We start from the raw sequence: 24,774 nt of genomic DNA, 5'->3' as shown, positions 1-24,774 counted from the left end.
TGAAGCCTTTTGTATAAAAAATATAACAATGGCAGAAGATAACGAAGATTTTTTCGATGAAGAATTAGCAGACCAGAACAGTATCGACAATATTGATATTGATGAGGAAAATAAAGGACTTTATGAACACCTTAATATTACGGTGGATAAAAGTCAGGAACCCCTGAGAATTGATAAATTCTTATTGATCTTCCGGCAAAACTCTTCCAGAAATAAAATTTCCCAGACCTGCAGGGCCGGGAACGTTATCGTAAACGGAGTTGCCGTAAAACAGAACTATCGTGTAAAGCCGGGTGACCAGATTTCCGTTTTACTGGCGCATCCACCAAGGGAGAATTTTATTATTCCGCAGAACATTCCGATCAATATCGTGTACGAAGATGATGATCTTATTGTTGTAGATAAAGATCCCGGAATGGTTGTTCACCCCGGATTTGGAAACTGGGACGGAACTTTGGTGAATGCTTTAGCCTATCATTTCGAACAGAATGGTGAGAAGTCTGATCTGGACAGAGTAGGATTGGTTCACAGGATCGATAAAGATACTTCCGGATTACTGGTCATTGCAAAAAATGAATATGCATTGAGCTTTTTAGCAAAACAGTTCTTCGACAGGAAAACGAAGAGGCTGTACTGGGCTTTCGTCTGGGGAAATGTACAGGACGATGAAGGCACCATTAGAGGCCATATCGGGCGCCATCCGAAAAACAGGATGCAGATGCATACCTATGAAGACGGCAGCCAGGGAAAACATGCAGTGACACATTACAAAGTTCTGGAAAGATTCAGATATATGACATGGGTAGAATGTAAACTGGAAACAGGAAGAACCCACCAGATCAGAGCACACTTCAAACACATTGGGCATACCTTATTTAATGATGAACGATATGAAGGGCATACACCTCTCCGTGGCGTGAATCTTCCTAAGTATAAGCAGTTTATAAAAAATGTATTCGAAATTCTGCCCAGACATGCGCTCCATGCCCATACTTTAGGTTTTATACATCCTACTACAAAAAAGGAATTATATTTTGAAAGCCCAATGCCGAAAGATATGGCGGATGCTGTAAAAAAATGGAGAAATTATTTAGAAAACTAAAAATATATTGAGAATTTTTTTATATTTGTTGAATTGAAATCAAGATTTGTTATGAGAAAACTATATGCTATCGTATGTTTAGCTCTTTTGTCAAATGCATACAAAGCACAAGAAACATTACCATACTATCAACAATACCTTTTGGATGGTGAGTTTCTGTTCAACCCAGCACAATACGGAAAAACTGACTATGTGCAACTTAATCTTAACTATCAGCAGCAATTTTCGAAGTTCAGTGAGTCTCCAAACGTACAGTCGGTGGGGATCAACGCGAACATCTTTGATAGAGTAGGGGCAGGTTTATCTGTATTCAGAGACAGTAATGGTCCTATTTCTGCAGGAGGTATTACGGCTGGTGCTTCATATTTTATTCCTCTTAGCAGTGAAGGAGACAGAAGAGACCAGTTCTCTTTCGGTACAAGCGTAAGCTTTTACAACATGAATTTTGATTATTCAAAAATTAATACACAGGATGCTTCAGATCCTTTATTACAGGGAACTGAAAGCAACATTTTTATGGCTTATGCCAATTTCGGGGTAGCGGCAACCTATAGAAATATCTTTGCAGCAGTTTCCGTGAATGATATTGCTCTTACAAACGACGAAGCGATTGTTAACGGACGGGAGCCTTCTCCGATCAAATTCTTTTTAAATTTAGGATATGACTGGCATGTAGGTGATAATATCTATTTCACTCCTTCAGCATTAATCAACCTTAACACCAACTCTACAAGAACGATTGATTATAACTTAATGGCAACGTTCTTTAATGATATCAATTCTTTCTCTTTCGGGGTAAACTACAGATCTGTTCAGAACAGATTCGACAGCCAGCAATTACAGATTGCTCCGGTTGTGAAAGTAAGATTCAACAAATTTATGATAGGTGCTACCTACAACATCGGATTGTCTGATATCCAGGAATATGGAGGAAACAGCTTCATGCTTGGAGTAGGATATAACTTCGATAACTTCATTAACCACAGAGGTTATAGATATTAATTAATTTAATTTAAATAAATTTGAGCTCTGAATTTTCAGGGCTTTTTTTTATGATCTATATTCACATCCCCTTTTGCAAACAGAAATGCAGCTACTGCAATTTTCATTTTTCAACATCTTTGAATTTTAAAGATGAAATGCTGGCTGCGATGAAAAAGGAAATCCTCCTCAGGAAGGATGAATTGCAAAATAAAAACCTTCAGTCTCTCTATTTTGGCGGCGGAACCCCTTCTATACTTTCACCTGACGAGATAAAATCTCTTATTGATGAAACTTTAAAATATTTCAGTTTTGAAAAAGATATTGAAATAACACTGGAAGCCAATCCCGACGATCTGGATAGAAACTTTCTGAAAGGTCTCTCTGATTCTCCAATAAATCGCTTGTCTATTGGCACTCAAAGTTTTTTTGAAGCAGATTTAAAACTGATGAACCGTGCTCATACTGCTTCCGAAGCAGAGGACTCTATTAAAAGATCTCAGGATTTCGGATTTGAAAACCTGAGTATTGATCTCATTTACGGTTCGCCTACTTCCAATATGGAAATCTGGAAACAAAATTTAAATAAAACCATTGCGCTGGAAGTTCCGCACATCTCTTCCTATGCGTTAACGGTAGAGCCCAAAACGGCCTTGGAAAACTGGATTTCAAAAGGTAAAGTAATCAGCCCAAAAGAAGAGGAACAGAATCAGGAATTCTATTATTTATCTGATTTTCTAAAAGATAAGGGTTTTGAACATTATGAAGTATCCAATTTTGCAAAACCCGGATTTTATTCCAGACATAATTCTTCATACTGGAAATACAAGGAATATCTTGGAATCGGACCTTCGGCCCACTCATACAATGGTTTTGATGTCCGTAGCTGGAATGTAGCCAACAATCAGCAATATATTAAAAAATTAAACTCCGGTCTTTTGGCTAAAGAAGAAGAGATTCTTTCACAGAAGGATCAGTTTAATGAAATGATAATGATCGGTTTACGAACAGTGTGGGGTGTTGACCTTACTTGGCTTAATAAAAAATTCAACGGTGAAATTCTTGAATATTTCCAAAAACAAATAAAACCAAAGCTTGAAGAAGGAATAGTAACCATAGAAGAAAATCATTTGAAGATTCCTGAAAAACATTGGTTTATGGCAGACGGAATTGCCGCGGATTTGTTTATGGTTTAGACAGAAGGTTCGAAGCAGGAGGCAGAGTGACGGTTTGTAAAAAACTTCTGACATCCGGCTTCAGGCATCCAACAATTTCACTATTTTTGTATAAAATTTCAGTTCAATTTTGAAAACGAAAAAGCAAGATTACGCTCATCTTTCATCGAAGCAGCCGATTGGTATTTTCGACAGCGGAGTTGGAGGTTTAACGGTTGCCAAAGAAATTAAGAGACTTCTCCCTCATGAAGATCTGATTTATTTCGGGGATACCAAACACCTTCCGTATGGTGAAAAATCCAGGGAAGCCATTATCGAATATTCTACAAAAATCACTAATTTTTTGCTGGAACAAAATTGCAAAGCGATCGTAATTGCCTGCAACACGGCTACCGCAAATGCACTGAATGAAGTTATGCAGTCGGTGGCAGGAAAAGTTCCGGTAATTGACGTGATCAATCCTGTGGCGGAAAAAGTTTCGTACGAAATTCATAATAATGTTGGTGTAATTGCAACAAAAGCCACGGTGAATTCGGGCTTGTATAAAAAAAGCATCAGAAAACATAATAAGTGGATTAAAGTGGACGAGTTAGCAACGCCTTTATTGGTTCCTGCCATTGAGGAAGGTTTTAAAAATCATCCGATTACCCACGCAATTATTTATAATTACCTCAGTAACAGTAAACTGAAAAATATCGAGACCTTGATATTAGGATGTACTCATTATCCTTTGTTAATTGATGAAATCAAACAGTATTACGGAAATCGTGTCCGTGTGATTGATTCTCCGAATATCGTAGCCAACCATCTGAAAAGTATTCTGGATAAATACAATCTGCTAAATGATCAGAATCCAAACCCGAATTATCATTTTTACCTTTCGGATCTTACCAAAAATTTTGAGAAAATTTCAAAGAAATTTTTCGGTAAATCGATCGATTTGGAATTAAAAGTATTATAAAAATAAAAAGCTGTTTCTACCTGAAACAGCTTTTATCTTTAATCTGGCTTACCATCCTGTTTATACTATTGACTAAACTAAAATAGCCCCGATTGTAATGAAAATCCTTTTTTGAAAAAAAAGATTGTAATGGAAAGCGGGAAAAAGCTCCTGATAAATTCGATACATTAAATGCAAAAAGCAGTGGAAAATTTATAAAGTTAAAATTGTATAAAAAAAATCAGGAAATTATTCCTGATTTTGTATTTCTGTTACCTCTTCTTTATTCGGTTCAAAAAAGCTGAAACTTACATTTCCGTATTTTCGCGTATCCACTAAATTCGGATGGTCAAATTTCATCCGGCTTTGATGTTCTACCACTAAAACGCCGTTTTCTTTCAGGTATTTATTGTTTAGAACCAGGGAAATGATTTCCTGATATTTCTTTTCTTCCATTTCGAAAGGTGCATCAGAAAATACAATCTCAAAAGACTTTTTATTTCTGAATTTTTTAAGCCAGTCGAAGACATCTCCACGCTGAACATTCACCTGCAAAGCCATATCAAGCTCAGCAGCGGTAGCATTAATAAAAGCCGTATGTTTCGGGTTCATTTCTACGGAAGTGATATCCTGACAGCCTCTGGAAGCAAATTCAAGTGTAATGGAACCGATGCCTGCAAAAAGATCAAGCACGGAAACCGACTGCATATCATAGGTATTTTCCAAAATACTGAAAAGCGCCTCTTTCGCAAAGTCCGTGGTGGGCCTTACATCAAAATTTCTGGGAGCTGCTATTTTCTTGGCTTTCCATTTGCCTGAAATGATTCTGTACATAAGTATTGGGTTTTAGACGGTAGAACGGTCAGGAAAAAATAAGCTTTAACCCGATTTTTCAAGTCTAATTTAATATAAAATTTTTATTGGGAATATTATCGTATACGATTTTCAGATTTTTAACAAACTTCTGAAGCTCTGAAATAAAAGTTTCATTTTCAGTGGTTTCACCGTAGGCAAAGAAATGGGTTTCATTGATCCCGAAACCGATCTTGCTTAAAGTAAACATGATGAAATATAAAAAATCCACTTCAGAATTTACATCAAGATTATTGTATAAAATAATTTTCTTCTGATCTATCGCGAAAAATTCACACTGATTATGATAAAGGTTGATATGAATTTCCTTATTGTTTTTATTTTGAATGGAATTCAGAAATTTCTCACCCGAAAAATTAAAGTTCACAGGCAAAGCCGGCTCTTTTATCTTTTTATAAAAATTCTTCGGAAACGTATAATAAAACTGAACCTTGAATTTCTCGTTGATCGATAACATCAGCTCTTCTTTTTCCTTATCAACGGGAGCATTAAAAGCGATCAGGTCAAATCCTGCTTCGTGCTCGGAAAAGCCTTCCGGCATCAGCGTAAAATGATTGAGTGCGGAAATAACATGAATTTCATCAAACCGCTGTTTGATCAATACTTCATCCAGTTTATCTGCAATAAGATTCTCCGGAGATTCTTCATCTTTGAAGTAGGATTTTTCTTCCACGATGCTTTTGTTTTTTGCAATCTGGTAGGTTAGTCCGTCTTTGGTGAAAAGTAAATTAAGTATGTTCATAGTTCAATTCCTGCAAATTTAGTGAAATTCTACCATTACAGCACCCGATTGATGGTGAAGTATTTCCTTATTGTAAAAATCCAGTCCGGTCTGGCTTTCCAGAATATCCCAAACCATTCTCTGCAGAACACCGTCGCCGATTCCGTGAACAATCTCCAATCTTTTAAGATGGTTTTTCCTGCAAAAACTCAAGGTTTCGAGTAATCTTTCCTTCTGAATGAAAAGCCTTTCAAAACTATCATAATCATTGGGGTTTTTGACCAGATTATGAAAGTGCAGATCCAGAACCAACGCATTTTTCTGATGCTTTTTCGAAATGTTTTTCTTGGGTTCCGGTTTTTTTACAATTTTGATATTTTCATATAAATCCGAACTTTTCGGAACCAATTTTTCTTTCGGATATTGGTAGGTAAATCCGTATTCATCTTTAAAAACAACAATATTTCCGTTGACCGAAGTTACAATTCCGCTCAAATCCTCATCTACCACAGAAACTTTATCACCAATTTTCATAAACTCTAAACTCTAAACTCTAAACCTTGAACTTTAACCCCTGAACTTAAACCTTAGGTCCGAGTTCAATAACTTCCAGATCCCTGATTTCCGAACCGTCAATCACAAAACGCATCATCGTTCGTACCTTATGCCATCCCTGCTTTCCGCATGCTCCCGGATTGAGATGAAGCAGATTGTTTTTCTGATCAAACATCACCTTTAAAATATGAGAATGCCCTGAAATAAATAATGTAGGGGCCTTTGCAGCAATTTCCTGCCTGGTCACAGGTGTGTATTTTCCGGGATAACCGCCGATGTGGACCATCAGAACTTCCACATCTTCACAAAAGAAACGATTCACTTCGGGAAATTCCGATCTTATTTTTGCATTGTCGATATTTCCGTAAACGCCTTTTAGAGGTTTTATTTTTTCCAGCTGCTCAATCACTTCCATGCTGCCGAAATCTCCACCGTGCCAGATTTCATCAGCCTGTCGGGCATATTCTAAAATACGGTCATCTATGTATGAATGAGAATCGGAAAGGAGAAGGATTTTTGTCATTATCTAAAGGTTCTGTCGGTAATATTTTCGTCGTATTTTTCCTTGAATGTCTGCACTCTTTCAGGATTCAATTCACCATCATTATTGATCACTCTTTCTTTTAATAGCCATTTGATCAGCTTTTCCATGGCTTTTCTGGAGTTCATGAAATTTAAGATTTTTGTAAAATCAGTGGATTCAACCTTTGTTTTTTCAGTTAGGAAATTTAAAACATAATAATCATCGTCCATATATTTTGGCGTTTCATTATCCATTTGTCTGAACATGAGAATTTCTTCATCATCTTTCATGCTGTAAAATGAATACTGCAGGACATTTATTTTTTCGGCTTTCAGAATCTGTTTCCCATCCAGCAGAACCTTATCATCCTTAATGACAACTTCTTGGGAAAAATAAAAGCTTAGGCCGGAAATTAATAGAAATAAAGTCAGTAGTTTTTTCGTTTTCATTGTTAATGTTTAAATTTTCACAAAGATAAACTTAAAAAAAATTCCGGAAACTGATTTTTTAAGAACGTTAAAAAGATATGAATGAAACGTCTTAAATTAAGGTTAAATCAGAACATGATAATTTATTACCTTTAGGCAAAAAAAATGAAGCAGAAACTTTCTATTTTCCTTCTTTTGCTGACGGTTGGTTTAGCCAATGCACAGGTTGAAGAGAAAAAATTAGATGAACTAATACAGAACACGCTGAAAACCTTTGATGTACCGGGAATGTCAGTCGGAATCATTAAGGATGGTAAAGTTATTTACTCAAAAGGCTTTGGCGTACGCTCTTTAACAGCGAAACAGCCAATGGACGACAATACACTGGTGGGGATTGCCTCCAACTCCAAAGGCTTTACCTGTACAGCTTTGGCAATTTTAGCGGATGAAGGAAAACTGAACTGGGACGATAAAGTTTCAAAATACATCCCGGAATTTCAAATGTACGATCCCTATGTTTCCCAAAATGTAACCATTAAAGATCTCGTAACGCACAGAGCGGGATTAGGACTGGGACAGGGAGATTTGATGTTTTTTCCTGAAGGAGGAAATTTAACGGTGAACGATATTGTTCATAATGTACGGTATTTAAAACCTGAAAATCCTTTCAGGACAACTTTAGATTATAACAACATCATGTTTATCGTTGCCGGAGAAGTGATTCACAGAATTTCTGGATTAAGCTGGGCCGAATTTATCGAACAGAGAATCATGAAGCCGGTTGGGATGACTTCAAGTTTCGGAAGCTATAACAGGGCAAAGACGGTAGCCAATAAGATCGATGCACACGCACCGGTTGACGGAAAAGCCATCGCTGTTCCTCACGACTGGAACGAAACGGCCAATGCAGCAGGAGGTATTATGAGCAACATCAAAGACATGACCACATGGGCAGAATTTCTATTGAATAATTTCACCACGAAAGACGGTAAAAAATTAGTTTCAGACAAAAATGTCCAGCAGCTTTGGAGTTTACAGATTCCAAGCGGCGTTGCAGCGAAAAACCCTTATGATACCAGTTTCTACGGATATGGAATGGGATGGTTTTTAAGTGATGTGAAAGGGCATAAACAGGTTCAGCACACGGGCGGGCTGATCGGAACGGTGACGCAGTTTACCTTAATTCCGGATATGAAACTGGGAATTGTAGTGTTAACCAATCAACAGTCCGGAGCGGCTTTTAATACCATTACCAATACCGTAAAAGATTCTTATCTGGGTGTGGCCGACAGAAACTGGCTGAAAACCTACGGCGAAAGGATGAAGAAAATGGAAGAAAGTTTCGACAAACAGAAAAAAGAAGCGTTTGCCAAATCGGAAGCTTTCAGGAAAGATAAAAACCTTCAGCCAAAAGCAGAACAATTTACCGGAACGTACACTGATCAATGGTTTGGAGATGTGGAAATTGCTCGGCAGGGAAATGCCTACAGGATTTCCTGCAAAAGTTCTCCAAGATTAAAAGGGGAGCTGCTGCCGTATTCCAATAATTCTTTCATCATCAAATGGGACGACAGAAGCTACGATGCCGATGCCTACATTATTTTTGATTATGATGAAACAGGAAAAGCGCAATCGGCGAGATTAAAACCGATTTCTGATGTTACAGATTTCAGTTTTGATTTTGATGATCTGGATTTGAAACGGAAATAAATTAACCGCAAAAGTCACAGAAGCTTTTTAAACACATAAGTCACATTAGATAAACAATAAAGCTTTGCGCATATTTTAGAACACATGAGTTTTTAAAAATCTTTGATTTTTTTGCATAAGAATTGATACGATTCGGTGACTGAGGCTCTCGAAGTCACCGGATCGTATCATTTTATTTTTCCGGGATCATAGAAAAACATCAGTCTCTTTTTAGCACCGTCGAACTCGGACCACGAATTGCAGTCGATCTCAAAACCCGCAACGCCGCAGGTCGGAAAGTGAAAGATATCTTCGGAAATGGAATTCGCAAAATTGGAGATTCCGTTGTTATGGGAAAAAAACGCTACGGAATTTACATTGTCGTCAAGATCATAGATCACAGACTCAAAATTGCTTTCCGAAGGATTGTAAAGCTTCTCATTCGTTGTAATATTGATATGGTAGGACTGGTTGAAAATTCTGCAGGTATTCAGTGCACGCACGGCGGGACTCGAGACAAAATAGTCTATCGCCACATTGTTGTTTTTCATAAACCGGGACATATGCATCGCTTCTTCCAACCCCTTGTCTGCCAATGGTCTGTCGAAGTCCTCTGTTTCCTCCGGCCAGTCGCTCTTCGCATGTCTTACGAGAATGAGTCTCTTCATATTATCGTTTTTAGAAAATTAAAATTATAAAAAAATTAGCGGAATAAAAACATGATTTATAAAAAAAATGTGTTTAGAATAAAATCATTAAAATTTACTAAATTTGCAAACCTATGGGACAAATCCTTGCAATAGACTATGGAAAGACACGTTGTGGAATTGCCGCAACCGACGATATGCAGATCATTGCAAGCGGTCTGGATACGGTATCGACTCCGCTTCTTACTGAATTTTTAAAGAAATATTTCAGCGAAAATAAAGTAGATGAAGTTGTGATCGGTCTTCCCGTAGATTTGAAAGGAAATATCTCCGAAGTGGAAACCGACATTCTGCAGTTTATAGAAATTTTTAAAAAAGAATTTCCAACAGTTAAGGTCAACCGCTTCGATGAAAGATTTACATCCAAGATGGCTTCTTTTTTTATCTCCCAGAGCGGAAAGAATAAAAAGCAGAGACAGCAGAAAGGATTAATAGATAAAGTAAGTGCAACCATCATATTGCAGAATTTTTTAGAACAAAGAACAAGATGATTTTACCGATAAGAGCCTTTGGTGACCCCGTGTTAAGAAAAGTAGGAAAGGATATTGATCAGGATTATCCCAACCTGCAGGAATTGATAGAAAACATGTTCGAAACCATGTACAGTGCCAACGGAATTGGTTTGGCGGCACCGCAGATCGGGCTGGATATCCGTCTGTTTGTCATTGATGTAAGTCCTTTGGCGGAAGATGAAGATTATGAGGACATCAAAGATGAGCTGGCAGAATTCAAAAAAGTTTTCATCAATGCTAAAATTCTTGAAGAATCCGGGGAAGAGTGGAAATTCAACGAAGGATGTCTTTCTATTCCGGATGTGAGAGAAGATGTAAAAAGAAAAGGTACGATCGTGATCGAATATTATGACGAAAATTTTGTAAAACATACAGAAACTTTTTCCGATATTAGAGCCCGCGTAATTCAGCATGAATATGATCACATTGAAGGAATTTTGTTTACAGACCACCTCAGCGCACTGAAAAAGAAGCTGGTAAAAGGGAAACTGACCAAAATTACCCAGGGTGACGTAAGCATCGGTTACAAAATGAGATTTCCAAAATAGTTTACAATAGAATAAAGAAAATTAGAAAAGCAAAAAGTTGTCACACAGAGCTTGTCGAAGTGAATAGCCGATTGCAGAATTTACAAAAAATAAAATTATGCTGTTAGAAAAAATAATTTCAATTTCAGGAAAACCAGGACTTTACAAATTAGTTTCTCAATTAAGAAACGGATTTATCATTGAAGATGTTACCACGAAGAAAAAAGTAAGCATTGGGAATTCCAGCCAGGTGAGCCTGTTGGACAATATTGCGATGTTCACTTTTGATAAAGAAGTTCCTTTGTTCGAAGTTTTTGAAAATATTGCCAAAAACTATGACTACAAAGAAGCCATCCACCACAAAGCATCTGATGCTGAACTGAAAGAATTCATGACGGCTTCTCTTCCTAATTACGATACCGAAAGAGTATATGCTTCCGATATCAAAAAACTGGCACAGTGGTACAACATTCTTCATAAAGCAGGATACATCACTCCGGAAAGCTTTGTAAAAGCAGAGCCTGAAACATTGGAAGGCGAACCGGCAACGGAAGAAGTAAGCGTAGAAAAAGAAGCGCCTAAAAAAGCAGCCCCAAAAGCTGAAAAGCCAGCCGCTCCAAAAGTAAAAGCAACTTCTGCAGCCAAAGCCGCTCCGAAAAGCACGCACAGAAAACAGGGATAATTGATTTATCTTACTTAAAAATAGAACCTCATCAGATTTTGATGGGGTTTTTTGTTATTGCGATATAATGAGAATATTTTATTAAAAATTCAGTATAAATACGGATTATGATTATACTCTACATAATTATATTTGCCTTTACGGTAATCCACATAAAAATAATATTTTAGTTAGTTATATTTGAAAATTATTAGGCTATTTGTCTTTTTTTTGTAAAATTTTTAACTATAAGAATATATTACTATTATTAAATTAAAATGAAAAAAAATTTAACCTCTTTATTAATTTTATTAATTTTTGCAAATACTTTTTCACAGCAAAAAGATGATATGCAGCCTAAACTGGTAGGAGATACTTTAATTACAAAAAGTGGATTTAAAATCATTATTGGTCAGGATATAAATTTGGGAACAGGATCAACGCCTGACGGTGATTTCAAATTTATTCGTAGAAACTCTACAGGTTTTGGAACAATAATGATGATGACAGATAATAATAGCTATAATAAATCACAGCTCTCGTTACCAAGAAATATGGCTGGTCACAAAGGTAAAGTTGTTAAAATTGTTGTTCGTGGAAATCAACGTATCGGGCAAACTTTCGAGCCTTTGATAACATTTGGTTCAGGTCGATATGAAATCGATGTAGATAATGCAATTGCGGCAGGTGAAATTATTGTACCTGAACAATTTAAACCTAAACCAAAAGCTGCGATTGTTGAACTTAAACAAAATATTAGCATTGCTGATGAAATTGTCAAATTAAAAAGGCTTCTTGACGATGGTATCCTTACAAAAGAGGAATATGATATTCAAAAGAAAAAATTGTTAGAGAGTAATTAAAATTGATGTGAATATCAATGCAGTTTACATATTTAATTTTGCAAATTACATTAATTAGAATTTAATACTATAATAAAAAATAAAAAAAGAAAATGTTAGACAAGCATATAATTGATTTCAATGAAAGTCTTACAGGCCTTCGAGACTTTGTTGAATTAATAAACCCATTTTTAAATGATAAAGTTGAGGAGCATAATAAACATGTAAGGCCTCTTGTTACTTCCGCTTTGCTGAAAGAAATTCTTTCAGAAGATTCTGAATTGGAAGAAGAACAAAAAGAGAAGTATCTGGAAATGCAAGAAAAAATTCAAAATCAAATTGATTCTAAATATTCCAAAGAAACTGAAGTGACTTTTGAAAAAGAAGAAACCGATGACGATAAAAAGTACTTCTTAGTAAAAATAAAATCAAGTGATGGCACAATTGGTGATCACATTTCAAATATAAGAAAAGCTAATAAGCATATAAATTTATTATATACAAATTCTCTGATCTCACTTTTAAGTAATGTCGAATGGTTCTTTTCACAAATTCTGCATTATTATTATGATGAGCATCCTGATTCGGCTGGTGTTCAAAAGAGAACTTTGACATTAAAAGATTTGAAAACTTTTGGTTCGGTTGAAGATGCTGAAAAACATCTCATTGACGTTAAAATAGATGAAGTTTTAAGAGGTAATTTCGAGAGTTGGACAAATTTGCTTAAAGATGAAATAGGTTTGGGCCTTGGCTATCTCAAAGATCTTATGGATGAATTAATTGAAATATACCAGAGAAGAAATTTGTTCGTACACAATGGGGGAATAGTTAATTCAATTTATATATCTAAGGTTAAAGAAAGTTTAAGAGAAAATATTCAAGTAGGAGAAAAATTAGTAGTAAAAAAAGAATATCTTGAAAATTCAATATGTAAATTACAAAAAGCATTTATCTTAATAGGTGCTGAATTATGGAAAAAGCTTAGCCCAGAAAATGAAAATAGAGGTGAAATACTTAGTAGTATTGTTTATGAAAACCTTTTACATTCAAGATGGGATATCAGTGAAGGACTATGCTTTTTTCTGCTCAATGACGCAAAGATTAACCCAGTTGATAAAACTTATGCACAAATTAATTATTGGTTTTGTAAAAAAGAACTAGGTCAATACTCTAAAATTGTAAAGGAAATTGAAAAAGCAGATTATTCTGACAAAAAGGAAATTTTTCAATTGGGTCTTTTTGCAATTCGAGGTGAAACAGAAAAAATAATTGAAATACTTCCGATTGTTCTTGAGACAAATCAAACTAATATTGAGCGTTTAGAGGAATTTCCAATTTTACGGGAATTTAGAGCTACATCAGAATATAATGAATTTAAAAGCAATTCAAAATTTTTTAAAGAAGAAAATAGAGAAATAATAACAGTTAATTCAACAGAAAAATAAAGAGCAGCTATCAAATTTAATTAAAAAATATATATATTGGTAATATATAAAATAACGGATGTTCAATAGTGACTCTGTTAAATTATGTTCATGTGTTATATTAATTATTCTTTTGTTTCAAGAAAACACCATTCAGAAAGATTTCCCGTAAATTTGTAAGACTTGAATTCTCAACTATGAATACCAAACAGGAAAAACTGGAAGCTTTCGGAAGATTATTGGATATTATGGACGATCTGCGGGAAAAATGCCCGTGGGATCAGAAGCAGACACTGGAATCGCTTCGCCATCTGACGCTGGAGGAAACTTATGAACTTTCGGATGCGATTTTGCAGAATGACTTGCAGGAAATTAAAAAAGAGCTGGGCGATGTATTGCTGCATCTGGTTTTTTATGCGAAGATCGGTTCGGAGAAAGAAAGTTTCGATATTGCAGATGTGATCAATTCTTTAAATGAAAAGCTGATATTCCGCCATCCTCATATTTACGGAGATACCGAAGTGAAAGATGAAGAAGAGGTAAAGCAGAACTGGGAAAAATTGAAGCTGAAAGAAGGCAACAAATCCATCCTGGGCGGCGTTCCGAAGAGCCTGCCGAGTCTGGTAAAAGCATATAGAATTCAGGACAAAGTAAAAGGAATCGGCTTTGAATTTCACGACGCGGAAGATGCGTGGAAAAAAGTGGATGAAGAAATCCGGGAATTTCACGACGAAACTGATCTGGACAAAAAAGAGCAGGAGCTGGGCGATGTGTTTTTCTCTCTGATCAACTATGCGAGGATTGTAGGGATCAATCCGGATTCTGCATTGGAAAGAACCAATATAAAGTTCATCTCGAGATTTCAGAAGATGGAAAATTTGGCTTCGGAAAAAAACCTGAAGCTGGCCGATTTGTCGCTGGAAGAAATGGATGTTCTTTGGGAAGAAGCAAAACAATTGCAATAACATGAAAGTACAAAACCCGATACATCACCGGTTTCAGTATTTACTGGAATTTAAACAGACCGAACGGAAATGGCATTTCCCCTTTCTGGCAGCACTCTGCATCGGCAGCTGTTTATTTATCGGTTATTTTTCAGGGAAACCTAACTATGGTGCACTTTCCAGTTTGGGAGCACTTACGATTTTATACTTTACTTCCGCACCAATCACGCAGAGAATGATCCATCTCGCGGTATGCGCTTTTGGAATTGTCTTTTCATTTTCGGTAAGCTCGTTTTTCGGGTTTAATGCGTATGCAGGAGCTTTGTCGTTGGGAATAATTTCTTTTTTAGCCCATTTTATATCTTCGTACTATAAAATTCCGCCGCCAGGAAATTTTTTCTTTATTATGGTTGCCGCAATGGCCAGTACGTATAGATTTGATCCGGAACTCATTCCGGCACGTGTGGGACTTGTTGCGATGGGAGCGATATTATCCTGCTCATTCGCCTTCCTGTATTCGGTTTTTATTGAAAAAAGCAAAGTGGTTGCCGTCCCGAGAAGAACATTCAACAAAAGAAGATATACCAAATTTGTAGAAAGTGCCATCATTGGCTTCTTCATGGCGCTGACATTAATCATCGGGCATCTTTTACATTTTAACAATACTTATTGGATTTCCATTGCAGCAGTTGCGATCATCCAGGGAAGAAATTTTGAGCATGTAAGACAAAGGAATATGCACAGGATTTTAGGAACGTTCATCGGGATCGGGCTGGCTTGGGTTATCCTTTTATTCAATCCGGAAAAGATCGTGATGATTATCATTATCACGATTTTACAGTTTATTATTGAATTATTAATTGTCAGAAATTATGGATTTGCGGTAATTTTCATCACACCCTTAACGATTCTTCTGGCAGAAACAGCAAGCGAAACGCATCATCATGTGGAAACATTGATGCAGGCAAGGCTTATTGATACAGTCATTGGCAGCCTGATTGGTCTGGCAGCAGGATTTTTTCTCCATCATCAGCAGATTATTAATAATTTAGAGAAAAATATCAGGTTCTCTTATTTTCAGTTTAAAAAATTAAAAAAATAGATATGTTGCGCGTTCTTGTTTTATCAGCATTCCTTTTACTCAGCTGCAATCCGAAAGCTCAGGACTCCCAGAAGTCCGGAGAGGCACTTACCGTTGAGTTTTCTTTGCCTAAAAAGCTCAAGGAAGTTTCCGGAATTACTTTATCAAAGGATAAAAAAACAATCTGGGCGATTGAAGATCAGGGAAATAAAAACGTGATTTACGGACTGGACAGACAGGGAAAACAGATCGCCGATGTTCTGGTAGAAAATGCGGAAAACCACGACTGGGAAGATATAACCACAGATGCTCAGGGAAATATTTACATCGGTGATTTTGGAAATAATGACAACGACAGGCGCAATTTATCCATTTTAAAAGTTGATTTGAAAGATGCTTCCCAAAAATCCACAAACGTTACTCAGACCACAACCTATCATTATGAAGGGCAGATTGCGTTTCCACCAAAGAAATCTCATTGGCTCTATGACTGTGAAGCTTTTGTAGAGAAAGACGGCTACTTTTACCTCTTTACCAAAAACAGAAGCAAAGGTTTCGACGGGACTTTTCTTGTTTTTCAGGTTCCTAATAAAGCCGGTAATTTTGAAGCGAAATTAATTGCAACACTAAAACTGCAGGGAGGATACAGCGATGCGGCAATTACTTCAGCAGCTATTAACAGCAGAAACCAAGTTGTACTGCTTACTCATAAAAATGTTTATGTACTTTCATCTCTTTTTGATAAAAATTTTGAAACAGCGGTTATTCAAAAAACTCCGTTAAACCACAATTCTCAGAAAGAAGCTGTTGTATATCTTGATGATAGAACTTTGCTCATTGCCGATGAAAAGGACGGAAAAGAGGGAGGTAATGTGTATAAGTTTTCTTTCTGAGTTGTCCCGGAAATTGTATTTTTGCGGCTGAAAAATAACTATGAAAAAATTTTTTTATATTTTATGTATTGCAGGAATATTTTCTTCGTGTGATAATGATGAGAGTACAGCAATTGTTGATCAGGAATTACAGCCAGAAAAAATTTCCGCTTTTATAGCTTCATTTCCTAAAAGCTATTCTTCAATTGACCCGCGTCTTACTTACAAATTTTCATATGAAAATGGTCTTCTGAAAAAGGCTTCCGGTAAAATTATGTCACCAACTCCGGGCATTACCACTTTTATGACAGATCCATATTCTTTGTTTTCTTACAATAATGATAAGGTATCTATTCAGCATTCTGAAGTAGAGGCCAATGGGGCGGTAAAAGAAGTTTGTACTATGGAAAATGGAAAGCTTAAAAGCAGGTATTTGTATAATGGTATAGATGTCTTATTTTCTGAAAAAACCTATTCTTACCAGACAGACAAGATTGTTGTATATGAAAAGCAATATACCTGGGAATATTTTACAACATATTTCTTTGACTCAAACCAAAATTTAATTAAAAGTGAAAAATTAGAAAAATCCGGAGGCATCGATTCTAAACTTACAACAACTTTTTATTCAAATTTTGATACTGCAAAAAATCCTTTTAAAAAATTGTATTTATGCAATGATAATTTTTACGAAAAAAGTCTATCAAAAAACAATTATCGAACGGTCAATTATACTGTTCAGGACCTTCAGAATCTACAGTTTCCTCCCGGAAGTGGTCATTCAGATTGGACCTATTTTTATGATTCGGACGGACAGGTAATCCTGACATGGCAATAAAACAGAAAACCGCAGATATCCTCTGCGGTTTTGTTATAATACAGTTTCTTAATCAATATTTTAAAACACCAATCCTACACCTCCTGAAATTCGTCCGCCGTCTTCACCGGTGAAATAGTCGATGCGGGCAGAGAACATTTCCAGAATATTCATCCAGAATCCTGCGCCCACGCCCTGGTGCCATTTGTCAGAAGATTCACGGTCTATCCATACTCTTCCAAGATCATAGCCTACCAAAATTCCCATATTAACAGGCACAATGTTGTTTTTAACACGGCCAAAATCCCATCGCACTTCGGCATTATTCACGAAATACGATTTTCCTGCAAACCGCTCATTTCTGTAAGCACGCATCGCGTTATTACCACCAATTGCCGCGGCCTGATAAAATTCAAAATTATTATTGTTGATGATCATCGCATTCGTGGAATTGGCAAATACGAAACGCCCTCTTTTATCGATTCTGTGGAAAACATTCAGTGTTCCCTGGAACGTTGCAAAATTTTGGTCAAATTCTGAGATGTTTGCTTTCCAGCCTGCGTTTAAGAGGAATTCCATTCCTAAAGTCGGAAATGCATTATTATCTACATTTTTGAAACTGAATGTATAATTGGCTCCTGCAAACTGCTGCCCATCAAAAACTTCAGGATTTACATCCGGGGAAACCGCTACAAAACGGTCGTCAGTCTGCTGCACTTTAGCATGCTCAAAACTCAGCTGAAACTGGTTTTTTATACCGCGCCAGCTTGTTGTTGATAAAGATGGTGCAAATTTAAATTGCGAAATTCTTACCCGGTTGTAGTCTCTCTCTACGGCTTCCTTGTCATATTGCGTTTCGTTACCCAGACCGAAGAATGTTCTTGCAAAAAACGGAGTGGTATACAATGCATCAATACCGGCGTCCCAATTTCCGACCACTTTTTTGAAAATCCCTTTATATCCTAGATTAAACCCTCCCGTAGCTGTATAAACATTAGCTCTCAAGCTGTGTTTCTGGGTAAAAGGATCACGGATAAAATTATTTACCGTATAGTTGGCAACAAATCCTAAAATTACCCCATCATCCGGATTGAAATTGGCATTCGGATAGCCTGCAATAAAGTTGTATTTCGGATGTTTGTAATTGTAGGTATTAATGTCGTAATCGTCTGAAATATTTTTTGAAGCACCATTTGTGTTGTAGGTATTGTTTTGTGATTTAAAATCATAAATTTTAACCTTCTTCCCGTCGGCAATAGTATAGGTGTCGTGGTTATACCCTCCGATCAGCCTGATGTTCATTTTAGGTCTTCCTTCTCCTGAAACTTCGTAAATATCATCATCTTCAAGTCCGTAGATCCATAGCTCTTTGGTTTTGGAATCATCATAGGTCTTTTCAAAAACCAGTTCAGGATTTTCTTTCTTTTTATCTAATTTATATTGTTTAACGTTAACTGAGTTTCCGGTTTTAGTAATAACGAATTTATCAGGATTTACCGTTCCTGCCAATGGAACTTTTTTCTGCAGCACATTGTAGTACTGTGAAGCATAGGTTTCCAGTTTCGTTTTTCTCAATTTCAGCTTTCTTTGTATATCTGCAATGGTTTCGTCCTGCACTTCCTTCGGAAGGTTGCTGAATGCATTGTCAATATCCTGATCCGTAAGATGCTCCTGGATGTATTTTGCCTGGGCAATCCATTGTTCTTCAGTAGCGCCTTTCAAAAAAACAAGATCAAGAGGGTAGGGTTCCATAGAAAGCCATTTTACGCTCTTGATGTCATCTTTAAACGTTTTCATGTGGCGGATCGCCGGAATATTCATAATAATTTTGAAAGCATTTCCGTCATACTTACTGAATGCCTGGTCCCTGTCCCGCGGAATGGGTTTGTAAAGTACTTTGTCACCTTGCTGATATTCGGCCCATTTCCACTGGTCGGAATGTCTGTCCCAGTCACCAATCAGCATATCAAAAAGCCTGGCCCTGATATACAGTTCCTGGTCTACGGAATATTTGTAGTTTTTATTAAAATTTTTCAGAACATCATCTGTTGAAACAATATCCTTTGCATTATCCAGAGAAGCAAGGGTTTTAGGATCTGCAGAAAACCGCTCTTCAATCATGTATATTTCATCTCCGTAGTTGATATTATATTCTCCCAGAGCCTTTTGTTTCGGGATATAAAATAATCTGGGATTGCTGTGATAAAGATCAATCTTATCCGCCATATTTCCCACCGCAAAAGGTGTAAAAGGATGATTGGTAGTATAAAAGTCCAAAAGGAACCTGTCAGGGAAAGTATTATTCAGTTCATTTCCGAAAGTACTTTTACGGAATGCCATATTATTGAGAAAACGGACGGCACTTTTTTTAACACCTCTCATTACGAATTCCTGTCCGTCCTGCGCTCTCAGCCGGAGGCTGTTCGATTGATTTCCGCCGCCCTCCCTGAAAGGTGTATAGCCGCCATCCAGTGTTGAAATGTTCGCTGTAGGAGCTTCAACGGGCATTCTGTAATATTTTCGGTAATGCTCTCCCCAAAGCCACCTGTAAAATTTTCTTTTTTCTGTTAATTTTTTAGGATAAATGGTTGATGTTACTGTTGAAGGAAAAGAATCTGGGTAATTGTTTATGAAATCCGCAGGCTTTTCAGTGACCTGAATATGCGAAAGTTGTTCTAAAGAATTATCTTTTGTAGAAAAATATTCTACGTCCGAACTTTTATCTTTTCTGATATTCAGTATAGCAAAGCCGCTTCCTCCGTAAGAAAAATCAGTTTTCTCCCTGATGGTAGCGGGATCAACTTTGGAGCCCGCGCCGCTGATAATCTGTCTGATATTTCTTAATTCGTGATATTGAAGATTATGATCGTGTCCCGAAACAAAAATAATATTTTCCTTTTCCTGGACAATACTTTTAATTCGGTTGGCCAGATCTGCGTAATGCTTGTTTGTAATGTCTTCAGGGCTCGCTCCCGAAGAACTTCTTACAACATTAATGAGACTTGCAACGCCCGGAGCCGGAATTTTGCTTTTTAAAGGGAAAAGGTGGGATTTTGCAGAGGTAAATCCTGCATGTGTTCCGCTGCTGATAATAGGATGATGAAGCGCAACAATAATTCTTTTATCCTGATTTTTATTAATTAAATCTTTAAATTCGGTGAAAAGATCTTCACGGGTTTTGATGTCGCAGTTTTTGTTGATTCCCGGATGCTTGTCCCAGTTTAGCAATGCCCATTCCGAATCAATCACAATTAATTTGATATCTTTCGTGAGGCTGATGTCATCAATAGGACAGGAATTTTTAGGAAGAAAAGCTTTTTTATCGTTCAAATAATTTTTTACGAAATCTTCCTGAGCTTTTAACCCGTCCAGTCCGCTGTACCAGTCGTGATTTCCGGGAATAACCAGTGTTTTACCTTTAAAGTTCTTTACAATGGCTAGCTGGTCTTCCAGTTTCTTTTTGGCTTGCGGATAATCTTTATCAGACTCTTTCGGCATTCCGTGCGGATAAATATTATCGCCCAGAAATAGGAGCATCGAGTTGCTTCCTGCAGATTCCAGCCGGTTTTTCAGTAATTGTAAAGTTTGCTGTGACTGAGGCTCATCTGCATTGCCTGCATCTCCTACAAGAAATAGGGTAAAGTCATTTTCGGATTTTACATCAGAATTGCTGACTTCAGATAAGTTTTTACCCTTTTTTACGTTATATGTTGCGCAGGAATATAAAACTCCGGCGGATAATACGAATCTAAGAGCAAGAGAAGTATTTTTTAGATGAGTTTTCAAGTATAAATTCATAAATTTACATTAACAAAATTTCGGTGATGGACATTTTACAAAAAGCCAAAGATTATGTTGAAACCTTATTCAAAGATAAGCTATCTTCGGTATATTTTTATCATAATTTTATACATACAACATTTACGGTAAATAAGGCTGAAGAGATCCTGAAAAACACGCCTGTTTCTGAAAAAGATCAGGAAAAGGTATTGCTTGCACTTTGGTTTCATGATACAGGATACATAGAATGTGCCAAAGACCATGAAGAAAACGGAGCCGAGATCGCAAAAAGCTTCCTTCAGAAAGAAAATTATCCCGAAAACGATATCAATGATATTGTACAGTTAATTTTGGCGACAAAAATTACGTATGTCCCCCAAAATCTTCTGGAGAAAATTGTAAAGGATGCGGACTGCAGCCATTTTGCAAGCCACGATTACAACGATATTTCTGATGCACTGCGAAAAGAGTGGGAGCTTACCAACGTAAGATGTTTTTCTAATGACGAGTGGAATGCCGGTAACCTGGATATGCTGAAAAACAAGCATCAGTTTTATACCGATTATGCAAAAAATGCGTGGCAGCCTTTGAAAGAGAAAAATATTAAGAAAATCGAAAAAAAATTAGAGAAAGAGGAAGGTAAAAAAGATAATTCCGAAAATAAAAAAGACAAGGATAAAGATCCGAAGCCGGACAGAAGTGTGGATACGCTTTTCAGGGTTACGCTGAGCAATCACACGAGATTAAGCGATATTGCAGACAGCAAGGCCAATATTCTTCTTTCCGTAAATGCGATTATTATTTCGGTTTGTCTTTCGGTATTGGTTCCGAAGCTTGACACCCCGAAAAATTCGCATCTGATTATTCCTAGTTTTATTTTGCTTTTATCGGCGGTACTAACCATTATTTTTGCCATTTTATCAACAAAACCAAACGTTACAAAAGCGAAATTCAGCATGCAGGATGTTGCCGACAGAAAAGTAAACCTGCTGTTCTTTGGGAATTTTAACAGGATGCTGTTCGATGATTACCAGAGTGCAATGAATATTCTCATCAAAGACCGGGATTATATTTATGATTCTATGGTAAAGGATTTATATTTCCTGGGAAAAGTACTGGACCGGAAATACAGGCTCTTATCCATTACTTACCAGATTTTTATGGCAGGAATCGTGATTTCCGTTTTGTCTTTCGGATATGCTTTTTTAAGTCTTTAAAAGATACAAATAAGAAAAAACTCATCCAGACAGGATGAGTTTTTATTTTTAAGCTAATGAAACTCTCAGGGCAAGAAGTCCTGTAATTCCCTGCAGATCTTCTACACGGAGCAGCTCTACATCATTTTTCAGAACGCCTTTTTTCTGCAGTTTATTAACATAGTCAAGATATTCTCTCTGGTTTTCCATACCAAAATATACAATTGTTATTTTTCCGGGGCAGGTAATCCTGTCTGTAGAATCTTTTATATGTGCTTTGTCTAAACGCTTTTTAATAATTTCATAGTAAGAATTATAGGCTCCGTCTACATCAAATCTTTTTTCATCCATCCTGAAACGGATATCAATTTTTTCATTGTAGACAAAGATCAGTGAGGCAATGTCCAGGCAAATAGGAAGATCTTGTTTAAAATTCCGAAACTCATGTTCCATATTGCATATGGTTTTCAGCTGCCAGTATCTTAATTTATGAACTACTTTTGAATGGTAATGCAGATCCGGCGCAATATTGCGGCCGATGTACAGATTATGTTCTACACCGTCCGATTTAAACCTTTCATAATAATGAGGAAAAATCTGCTGGGCTTCTATTTGTGCCTCATCCAAAACGTCTGCCAATTTCCTGTTCACCAATGTTATTGAGTCGTCAAGGCTCTTTCTGTTGTTGTAAAAAAGGTCATTCTGATTTGATACCTGTGCAAAATAATCTTTAATTTTTGCCTTTACTTCACTGGAAGATTTGATTTCTAATTTAGCCTGTAAATATGGGTGAATTTCGTCCCTTAACAATCTCTGGAAACGCTGTTCGCTGTCTGCTTTAATTTCATTATTCAATTCATTCTCGAAAATCTCAAGTGCCAGAAGATATTTTTCTGACTCCGAATTGGTTAATGAAAAGATTTCATGAAGACATTCAATCTGCTGGTTGAGATCTTCCAGCATTAAGTTGAAACGTTTTTCAGATGATGAACGAATATCGGAAAATCCAAAAAGCGGTGTAAGGTTTTTAAATGAAATCTGCTTTAAGGTATATATTTTTTTTGCCAGTGATGCGTTGAAATATTTCTCGGCTTCATTTCTGAATTTCCAAACCACACTATCGTGGATACTGGTGTATTCGCGCTGGATAATGGCTTCAATCTGATAATTCTTCTCAAAACTGAATCGGTTCAGGGAAAACAAAATCATATCTGAAAAAAACTCCATTTTTTTGAGTTTTAATCCGTTGAAACTGTTTATTACCGGTGAAGTAAATTCCATCATGGCCAATAATTCATTATCTTTTACGATAGGAATCACCATGAAACTGTTGATTTTGTTGTCTCTCAGTATTCTGAAAGAAGGCAGGGATTTCACTTCGTCATCCAGATTTTCAATGTTGGAAACAACAATAGGTTTAGAATTGTGATTTAAATTGGTAAAAGTGGTTTTCCTGGTTTCCTCATCAAAAGTATTGATCCAGAAGTCCAGGATATGATTGGTAAAAAGATTTTCATAAATCGGAAGTTTTTCGAGCCTCTGATCTTTTTTATTAAAAAGCATCAGTCCGAAATTTAACTCGGAAACATCAAAATACGATTTGAAAATTTCGATGAGGTTTTCATCCGGCGCAAGGTTTTCCGGATCGATACTGATCATGCTTGATTTCAGGTCGGACAATGCTACTTCAGAGGTGCAGTCAACCAGAGAGATGATGGTAAAACCTTTCAATACCCAAGATTCTGAAGGGAAGTATCTTTTCCACAGCTTAAAATCATCAAGGTTTTCAAGCAGCATATCGACGACCTCCTCAGAAGGGATCTTTGCATCTTCAGTAGGATATACTTCTGCAAAATCCGCGTTCACAATAATTTTGTAATGTTTCATGATTCCCTGTCTGTTCGGGATGTCATAGTAAAACGGAAGCGAACTTTTGATGTCTCTTTTGTAATAAGTCTGCAGAATAAGACAGCAGCAAAATACATAAAATTCGTCATCATCAATATTCCGGAGCTCTATTTCAAAATCTTTTCCTGCGTCTTTAAGAATATTTTTAAATCTTTCCGTATAGTTGAATGTGATATTGGAAAGTGGGATACTGGCAGCTTTTATTTCATTATTGGTAAGCCCTGTGGGAAATAGATCAGAAAGCAGGAGTTTGATCAGTTCTTCATGTTTTTCCAGCAGTGATACATCCTGAAAGCCGTTTCTCAGCTCCCGGAAATTTTTGGTTTTATCTAATAACGATTTGGCATAGTTCACACGATATTCAAGACGGTCGTTGTAGCGGATATGCTCCAGCACATCCAAATACTTTTTGAAAGATATGTAAACCTGAAATGGAGCGTCTTTTTTATAAAGATTTGCCATGAAGTAAAGTTATAAAAAAACCACAACTTTGAGGTTGTGGTCTTATATTTTTAT

At 36.6% G+C, this 24,774-nt stretch carries 23 protein-coding genes; 15 read left to right on the top strand and 8 right to left on the bottom strand.

Features of this window, described 5'->3' with window-relative positions:
- Window positions 1–28: 28 nt before the first annotated feature.
- From ODE14_RS11255 to murI, 4 genes are all read left to right on the top strand, one after another.
- Window positions 29–1,102 carry an RluA family pseudouridine synthase gene (locus ODE14_RS11255; protein WP_248390826.1) on the top strand — a complete coding sequence of 358 codons (1,074 nt, stop codon included), beginning with the start codon at window positions 29–31 and terminating at the stop codon, window positions 1,100–1,102.
- A 51-nt stretch (window positions 1,103–1,153) separates the two neighbouring features.
- The gene (locus ODE14_RS11250) at window positions 1,154–2,104 is read left to right on the top strand and encodes a type IX secretion system membrane protein PorP/SprF (protein WP_248390838.1); all 951 of its coding nucleotides are present in this window, start codon (window positions 1,154–1,156) and stop codon (window positions 2,102–2,104) included.
- Between the two features lie 50 nt (window positions 2,105–2,154).
- Window positions 2,155–3,279 carry a radical SAM family heme chaperone HemW gene (gene hemW, locus ODE14_RS11245; protein WP_263603838.1) on the top strand — a complete coding sequence of 375 codons (1,125 nt, stop codon included), beginning with the start codon at window positions 2,155–2,157 and terminating at the stop codon, window positions 3,277–3,279.
- Between the two features lie 109 nt (window positions 3,280–3,388).
- Complete coding sequence (gene murI, locus ODE14_RS11240; protein WP_248390843.1) at window positions 3,389–4,219, top strand: glutamate racemase; 831 nt, start codon at window positions 3,389–3,391, stop codon at window positions 4,217–4,219.
- Between the two features lie 228 nt (window positions 4,220–4,447).
- Here murI and ODE14_RS11235 read toward each other — a convergent pair whose 3' ends face one another.
- The 5 genes from ODE14_RS11235 to ODE14_RS11215 form a co-directional block, all read right to left on the bottom strand.
- Window positions 4,448–5,032: an RsmD family RNA methyltransferase gene (locus tag ODE14_RS11235; RefSeq protein WP_248390848.1), complete on the bottom strand. Its 585-nt coding sequence runs from the start codon at window positions 5,030–5,032 to the stop codon at window positions 4,448–4,450.
- 64 nt (window positions 5,033–5,096) lie between these two features.
- The gene (locus ODE14_RS11230; RefSeq protein ID WP_248390851.1) at window positions 5,097–5,813 is read right to left on the bottom strand and encodes a DUF3822 family protein; all 717 of its coding nucleotides are present in this window, start codon (window positions 5,811–5,813) and stop codon (window positions 5,097–5,099) included.
- Window positions 5,814–5,831: 18 nt separating this feature from the next.
- Window positions 5,832–6,326, bottom strand: a complete 495-nt coding sequence (locus ODE14_RS11225; RefSeq protein ID WP_248390854.1) for a Smr/MutS family protein — start codon at window positions 6,324–6,326, stop codon at window positions 5,832–5,834.
- A 46-nt stretch (window positions 6,327–6,372) separates the two neighbouring features.
- Window positions 6,373–6,870: a metallophosphoesterase family protein gene (locus ODE14_RS11220; protein WP_248390858.1), complete on the bottom strand. Its 498-nt coding sequence runs from the start codon at window positions 6,868–6,870 to the stop codon at window positions 6,373–6,375.
- A complete protein-coding gene (locus ODE14_RS11215) occupies window positions 6,870–7,319 on the bottom strand; it encodes a hypothetical protein (RefSeq protein ID WP_248390861.1) in 450 nt (149 codons plus the stop codon). Before ODE14_RS11215 ends, ODE14_RS11220 begins: the two co-directional genes overlap by 1 nt.
- 144 nt (window positions 7,320–7,463) lie before the next feature.
- Between ODE14_RS11215 and ODE14_RS11210 the strand changes: the two genes are divergently transcribed.
- The gene (locus ODE14_RS11210) at window positions 7,464–9,008 is read left to right on the top strand and encodes a serine hydrolase (RefSeq protein WP_263601503.1); all 1,545 of its coding nucleotides are present in this window, start codon (window positions 7,464–7,466) and stop codon (window positions 9,006–9,008) included.
- Window positions 9,009–9,175: 167 nt separating this feature from the next.
- Here the strand turns inward: ODE14_RS11210 and ODE14_RS11205 are convergent, their stop codons facing one another.
- The gene (locus ODE14_RS11205) at window positions 9,176–9,655 is read right to left on the bottom strand and encodes a SixA phosphatase family protein (RefSeq protein WP_248390867.1); all 480 of its coding nucleotides are present in this window, start codon (window positions 9,653–9,655) and stop codon (window positions 9,176–9,178) included.
- Between the two features lie 113 nt (window positions 9,656–9,768).
- Between ODE14_RS11205 and ruvX the strand changes: the two genes are divergently transcribed.
- The 9 genes from ruvX to ODE14_RS11160 all read left to right on the top strand — a co-directional run bounded on the left by ruvX (window position 9,769) and on the right by ODE14_RS11160 (window position 17,395).
- Window positions 9,769–10,185: a Holliday junction resolvase RuvX gene (gene ruvX, locus ODE14_RS11200; RefSeq protein ID WP_263601502.1), complete on the top strand. Its 417-nt coding sequence runs from the start codon at window positions 9,769–9,771 to the stop codon at window positions 10,183–10,185.
- A complete protein-coding gene (gene def / locus ODE14_RS11195; protein WP_066440264.1) occupies window positions 10,182–10,754 on the top strand; it encodes a peptide deformylase in 573 nt (190 codons plus the stop codon). The genes ruvX and def overlap by 4 nt, the downstream gene beginning before the upstream one ends.
- A gap of 97 nt (window positions 10,755–10,851) precedes the next feature.
- Window positions 10,852–11,415 carry a DUF5606 domain-containing protein gene (locus ODE14_RS11190; RefSeq protein ID WP_263601501.1) on the top strand — a complete coding sequence of 188 codons (564 nt, stop codon included), beginning with the start codon at window positions 10,852–10,854 and terminating at the stop codon, window positions 11,413–11,415.
- 257 nt (window positions 11,416–11,672) lie between these two features.
- On the top strand, window positions 11,673–12,257 hold the full coding sequence (locus ODE14_RS11185) for an SHOCT domain-containing protein (protein ID WP_263601500.1): 585 nt from the start codon (window positions 11,673–11,675) through the stop codon (window positions 12,255–12,257).
- Window positions 12,258–12,349: 92 nt separating this feature from the next.
- On the top strand, window positions 12,350–13,681 hold the full coding sequence (locus ODE14_RS11180) for a hypothetical protein (RefSeq protein ID WP_263601499.1): 1,332 nt from the start codon (window positions 12,350–12,352) through the stop codon (window positions 13,679–13,681).
- 176 nt (window positions 13,682–13,857) lie between these two features.
- Window positions 13,858–14,625: a nucleoside triphosphate pyrophosphohydrolase gene (gene mazG, locus ODE14_RS11175; protein WP_263601498.1), complete on the top strand. Its 768-nt coding sequence runs from the start codon at window positions 13,858–13,860 to the stop codon at window positions 14,623–14,625.
- Between the two features lies 1 nt (window position 14,626).
- Window positions 14,627–15,706 (top strand): FUSC family protein, encoded by a 1,080-nt coding sequence (locus ODE14_RS11170; protein WP_263601497.1) that lies wholly within the window; start codon window positions 14,627–14,629, stop codon window positions 15,704–15,706.
- A 2-nt stretch (window positions 15,707–15,708) separates the two neighbouring features.
- Window positions 15,709–16,578 (top strand): hypothetical protein, encoded by an 870-nt coding sequence (locus ODE14_RS11165; protein ID WP_263601496.1) that lies wholly within the window; start codon window positions 15,709–15,711, stop codon window positions 16,576–16,578.
- A 40-nt stretch (window positions 16,579–16,618) separates the two neighbouring features.
- A complete protein-coding gene (locus ODE14_RS11160) occupies window positions 16,619–17,395 on the top strand; it encodes a hypothetical protein (RefSeq protein ID WP_263601495.1) in 777 nt (258 codons plus the stop codon).
- 60 nt (window positions 17,396–17,455) lie between these two features.
- On the opposite strand, the gene ODE14_RS11155 is transcribed toward ODE14_RS11160, so the two are convergent.
- Window positions 17,456–21,160, bottom strand: coding sequence for a metallophosphoesterase (locus tag ODE14_RS11155; protein ID WP_318173654.1), 3,705 nt, complete (start codon window positions 21,158–21,160; stop codon window positions 17,456–17,458).
- Between the two features lie 38 nt (window positions 21,161–21,198).
- Here ODE14_RS11155 and ODE14_RS11150 point away from each other — a divergent pair, with 38 nt between their 5' ends.
- Window positions 21,199–22,371, top strand: coding sequence for a Pycsar system effector family protein (locus ODE14_RS11150; RefSeq protein WP_263601493.1), 1,173 nt, complete (start codon window positions 21,199–21,201; stop codon window positions 22,369–22,371).
- A 48-nt stretch (window positions 22,372–22,419) separates the two neighbouring features.
- Here the strand turns inward: ODE14_RS11150 and ODE14_RS11145 are convergent, their stop codons facing one another.
- A complete protein-coding gene (locus ODE14_RS11145; RefSeq protein ID WP_263601492.1) occupies window positions 22,420–24,720 on the bottom strand; it encodes a GAF domain-containing protein in 2,301 nt (766 codons plus the stop codon).
- Window positions 24,721–24,774: the final 54 nt, after the last annotated feature.

Source organism: Chryseobacterium sp. PET-29 (assembly GCF_025736815.1).
GTDB lineage: Bacteria > Bacteroidota > Bacteroidia > Flavobacteriales > Weeksellaceae > Chryseobacterium > Chryseobacterium nepalense.
This window is presented reverse-complemented; position numbering and strand designations above follow the sequence as displayed.

Bases quoted from the DNA above. Each gene is read 5' to 3' on its own strand.
- ODE14_RS11205 (WP_248390867.1), bottom strand. From the start codon at position 9,655: ATGAAGAGACTCATTCTCGTAAGACATGCGAAGAGCGACTGGCCGGAG.
- ODE14_RS11150 (WP_263601493.1), top strand. From the start codon at position 21,199: ATGGACATTTTACAAAAAGCCAAAGATTATGTTGAAACCTTATTCAAA.
- ODE14_RS11210 (WP_263601503.1), top strand. From the start codon at position 7,464: ATGAAGCAGAAACTTTCTATTTTCCTTCTTTTGCTGACGGTTGGTTTA.
- ODE14_RS11235 (WP_248390848.1), bottom strand. From the start codon at position 5,032: ATGTACAGAATCATTTCAGGCAAATGGAAAGCCAAGAAAATAGCAGCT.
- ODE14_RS11180 (WP_263601499.1), top strand. From the start codon at position 12,350: ATGTTAGACAAGCATATAATTGATTTCAATGAAAGTCTTACAGGCCTT.
- ruvX (WP_263601502.1), top strand. From the start codon at position 9,769: ATGGGACAAATCCTTGCAATAGACTATGGAAAGACACGTTGTGGAATT.
- ODE14_RS11230 (WP_248390851.1), bottom strand. From the start codon at position 5,813: ATGAACATACTTAATTTACTTTTCACCAAAGACGGACTAACCTACCAG.
- ODE14_RS11250 (WP_248390838.1), top strand. From the start codon at position 1,154: ATGAGAAAACTATATGCTATCGTATGTTTAGCTCTTTTGTCAAATGCA.
- ODE14_RS11225 (WP_248390854.1), bottom strand. From the start codon at position 6,326: ATGAAAATTGGTGATAAAGTTTCTGTGGTAGATGAGGATTTGAGCGGA.
- ODE14_RS11190 (WP_263601501.1), top strand. From the start codon at position 10,852: ATGCTGTTAGAAAAAATAATTTCAATTTCAGGAAAACCAGGACTTTAC.
- mazG (WP_263601498.1), top strand. From the start codon at position 13,858: ATGAATACCAAACAGGAAAAACTGGAAGCTTTCGGAAGATTATTGGAT.
- ODE14_RS11255 (WP_248390826.1), top strand. From the start codon at position 29: ATGGCAGAAGATAACGAAGATTTTTTCGATGAAGAATTAGCAGACCAG.
- ODE14_RS11220 (WP_248390858.1), bottom strand. From the start codon at position 6,870: ATGACAAAAATCCTTCTCCTTTCCGATTCTCATTCATACATAGATGAC.
- ODE14_RS11160 (WP_263601495.1), top strand. From the start codon at position 16,619: ATGAAAAAATTTTTTTATATTTTATGTATTGCAGGAATATTTTCTTCG.
- ODE14_RS11170 (WP_263601497.1), top strand. From the start codon at position 14,627: ATGAAAGTACAAAACCCGATACATCACCGGTTTCAGTATTTACTGGAA.
- def (WP_066440264.1), top strand. From the start codon at position 10,182: ATGATTTTACCGATAAGAGCCTTTGGTGACCCCGTGTTAAGAAAAGTA.
- ODE14_RS11145 (WP_263601492.1), bottom strand. From the start codon at position 24,720: ATGGCAAATCTTTATAAAAAAGACGCTCCATTTCAGGTTTACATATCT.
- ODE14_RS11215 (WP_248390861.1), bottom strand. From the start codon at position 7,319: ATGAAAACGAAAAAACTACTGACTTTATTTCTATTAATTTCCGGCCTA.
- ODE14_RS11165 (WP_263601496.1), top strand. From the start codon at position 15,709: ATGTTGCGCGTTCTTGTTTTATCAGCATTCCTTTTACTCAGCTGCAAT.
- hemW (WP_263603838.1), top strand. From the start codon at position 2,155: ATGATCTATATTCACATCCCCTTTTGCAAACAGAAATGCAGCTACTGC.
- ODE14_RS11185 (WP_263601500.1), top strand. From the start codon at position 11,673: ATGAAAAAAAATTTAACCTCTTTATTAATTTTATTAATTTTTGCAAAT.